Here is a 3,204-nt window from a genome sequence, read left to right on the forward strand (position 1 = left end):
CGGAGCCCCGCGCCGACCGGGCCGCCGCGGCCCCGTCCACCGCCGCAGGACCCCGCGGAGGGGTTCCACGGCCAGCAGCCCGAGCAGCAGGTAGAAGAACATCGCCAGCCACAGATAGCCGGGCCAGGCGAACCATCTCCCGATCTCCGGCGGGACCGCGGTACCCAGCGTGACCGCGGCCGCCATGAGCGCCACGAGCAGTACGAGCACCGCGGTCGCGGTCCGGCGCACGGCCGTGCGGGGCGCCGTCGTGTCGCCGATCAGTCGCTTCCACAGGTAGCCGTGGCAGGCGACGATCGCGACGGTGAGGACGGCGAAGAACATCAGGGATTGATGTTCCAGTCCTCCGGATTCGCGCCCAGCGTGCGGAGCTGTTCCTCGTCACCGTGCCGGAGGAAGTGCTCGACACCCACGCTGATGAACAGGGCACGGGCCTGGACCGCGACGGGGCCGTCCTCCGCGTCGAGCCTGCCGTCCGCGTGGACGTAGATCTTGCGCCCGGCCGTGCCGTCGAGCCGGGTGACGATGTACAGGGTGGAGCCGACCGGCACCGGCATCCGGAAGTCGGTCTCGAGCTTCGCGGTCACGGCGGGCCGCTGCATCAGGTTGCCCACCGCGGACCCGAGCGCCTCGTCGAACGCGCAGCTGAGCAGCCCGCCGTGGGCGAGACCGGGTGCGCCCTGATGGGCGCGGGTGACGGGGAACCGCGACACCACGACCCCGGGGTCGTCCCCGTCGACCGCGGAACGGATACGCAGGCCCGCCTCGACCTCGTCGCCGCATCCGAAGCACTGGCCGTAGTGCGACTGCAACTTCGTTCCCACCGCCGGCGCGGCGGGGTGCGGAACGGGTGCCTCCACGTCGACGGGCGGCCAACTGGTCGAATCGCTCACCCGGACACGCTAGCGCCCGGCCGCCGGCCCGCCGGGACGGCCTCGCGGCGGAAGCGGCGCGGGCCACACCCCCGGTGCGGCCCGCGCCCGGTGATCAGTCGTTCAACGCGGACAGGGTCGTCCACTCGTCCCACGGGATCGTCCAGTCGTAGTAGTCGGTGCGGCTCTGCCGCAGCGGCTGCGAACTGCCCTCGACCTCGAACGGATCGCCGATCATCGCGCTGTCGTAGTACTCCTTGGCGTTGTCCGGGGCGAGGTTGATGCATCCGTGCGAGACGTTGCGCTGGCCCTGGTCGGCGACCGACCACGGCGCGGAGTGGGCGAACTCCCCGTTGTTCGAGATCCGCACGGCCCAGTTGACCTCGAAGTCCTCGTAGCCGTAGCCGGGGTTGGTCATGAAGTACTTGTCGTGCTTGGCCATCACCACGTGTGTGCCGCTGCGCGTGACCCGGCCCGGGTCGGACTCCAACCCGAAACTGGCCGGGTACTCGGCGACCTTCTCGCCGTCCCGGAAGACCTCCATCCGGTGGGTCTGCGTGTTCGCCTTCACGACCTGGGAGCGCCCGATCGAGAAGTCCACCGTGAGGTCGTTGCCGCCGTAGACGCCCTCGCCCGTGCGGACGCCGTAGACGTTCGCGGTGACGTGGACCTCAGTGCCCGGCTCCCAGTACTCCTTCGGCCGCCAGTGCACCGACCTGCCGCCGTACAGCCAGGCCCAGGAACCCTCGATGTCGGGAGTCGTCTCGATGTGCAACGCCCGTTCGACGGCGGCCTTGTCCTCGACGGGGGCGTCGAAGTTCAGGGCGATCGGCATCGCGATGCCGTACGTCCGGCCGTCGCCCACGTTCGCGCTGACCCCGATCGTGGCCTCGGGGGTCGCGGTGGTGAACGAGCCCTCGATCGGGACCGGAGCCCCGTCGGCACCGGAGGCCTCGCCCGAGAAGGTGTAGGTCTTGCCGTACCCGAGGGGCTCGGTCGCCGACCAGCTCGTCCGGTCCTGGGCCAGCTCGCCCTCGACCTCCTCGCCCTCCGGGTTGGTCAATGCGATCGACGAGAGGGTCCCGTCGGTCACCGTGACCGACACCTCGTCCCGCGGGGCGACGTTCTCGCTGCCCGCCTCCGGGGTAAGGGTGACCTGCGCCGGAACCGCCGGTTCGGGCCCGGCGGTGTCGTCGGCCTGTGCGGACCCGCCGCCTCCCTGCGCGCCGGTACAGGCTCCCAGGCCCAGGAGTGTGGCCAGCAACAGTGCCAGTACCGCCGTCGGTGTGCCTCTCGCCGGTGCGGATGCCGATTCCGTCAACGCTCCTACCCCTCTTCTCCCCGTGTCCCGTGGCTGACGCCCTCCGATGTCTGTTCGTTGCCGCCACGTGTAGTGATCACACTCACACCATCGTGGTGCCGGGCGTGCCGGCGTGGTCGCTGTCGGCGCTGTCCGGGACACGGTCCGCCCCGGTTCCGCACCCGTTGGAGTGTCCGGCGGCAGCACACAGTCCCGCCCGTTCGATTGATCGTCGGTGTGGGCCGGCACGCAACCCCTGAGGCGGTTATCCGCCCGGTCGGACCAACCGGGGCGGTAAGGGGTTCACGAACGCGCTCGTGCCGGTAGGCTGGGTCTCGGCCGTCGTTTTGCGTGCTCGTGGCTACACACTCGCGGAACTTCTGACGCGGGCCGGTAGCCCATGGCGCTAGCGTGCTCGTTCCGTCGGAACCGCCCGGGGCGGCCGGGACACCGCCGGTGGTGGTGTCCATGCGGAACAGCAACGAGGAGTACAGCGGTGGCGCAAGGCACTGTGAAGTGGTTCAACGCGGAAAAGGGCTTCGGTTTCATCGCCCAGGACAGCGGTGAAGGCGACGTTTTCGTCCATTACTCGGAGATCGAGGGCCGCGGCTTCCGCACCCTGGAGGAGAACCAGAGGGTGGAGTTCGAGGTCGGCCAGGGCCAGAAGGGCCCGCAGGCACAGAAGGTCCGCTCTCTCTGAGGCAGGACACTCACTGACCTGACCGGGCCCCCGGCGGACTTCCGCCGGGGGCCCGGTTTCGTCGTGTCCGACCCGTGGTGCCGGTCGAACAGGCACGGGTCAGCGGAGGCCGCCGCCGCGCACCTGCGCCTCCCAGTGCCGCAGGTCCTCCACGTAGATCTCGTCCGTGGTGGGTTCGTCGTCGCGCCCGTAGACCGGTGCCTCGGGCGGCTGCGCGGGCCGGGGTTCCCGCGTCAACGGCGGGGACGGGGCGGTGTCGGTGGGGGAGACGTCCTCGGGGAACGCGTCCTCCGGAGCGGGCCAGGCCGGCTCGGGCGGGGCCGACCGCGGGT

The 3,204-nt window shown here is 70.8% G+C and carries 3 protein-coding genes and 2 pseudogenes; 1 reads left to right on the forward strand and 4 read right to left on the reverse strand.

What is annotated here, in order from left to right:
- The 3 genes and pseudogenes from SACHA_RS24985 to SACHA_RS0105800 form a co-directional block, all read right to left on the reverse strand.
- Positions 1-324: pseudogene (locus SACHA_RS24985) on the reverse strand (metallophosphoesterase); the annotation flags it as partial.
- Positions 324-893: a PaaI family thioesterase gene (locus SACHA_RS0105795; protein WP_019807894.1), complete on the reverse strand. Its 570-nt coding sequence runs from the start codon at positions 891-893 to the stop codon at positions 324-326. The pseudogene SACHA_RS24985 and the gene SACHA_RS0105795, both read right to left, overlap by 1 nt.
- 94 nt (positions 894-987) lie before the next feature.
- Positions 988-2,193, reverse strand: a complete 1,206-nt coding sequence (locus tag SACHA_RS0105800) for a L,D-transpeptidase (protein WP_083935785.1) — start codon at positions 2,191-2,193, stop codon at positions 988-990.
- A 475-nt stretch (positions 2,194-2,668) separates the two neighbouring features.
- On the opposite strand from SACHA_RS0105800, the gene SACHA_RS0105805 reads away from it, so the two are divergent.
- On the forward strand, positions 2,669-2,872 hold the full coding sequence (locus SACHA_RS0105805) for a cold-shock protein (protein ID WP_007025991.1): 204 nt from the start codon (positions 2,669-2,671) through the stop codon (positions 2,870-2,872).
- Between the two features lie 99 nt (positions 2,873-2,971).
- On the opposite strand, the pseudogene SACHA_RS24990 reads toward SACHA_RS0105805, so the two are convergent.
- A pseudogene (locus SACHA_RS24990) lies at positions 2,972-3,204 on the reverse strand (hypothetical protein); the annotation flags it as partial.

Source organism: Saccharomonospora halophila 8, from assembly GCF_000383775.1.
In the GTDB taxonomy this organism is placed as follows: Bacteria; Actinomycetota; Actinomycetes; order Mycobacteriales; family Pseudonocardiaceae; genus Saccharomonospora; species Saccharomonospora halophila.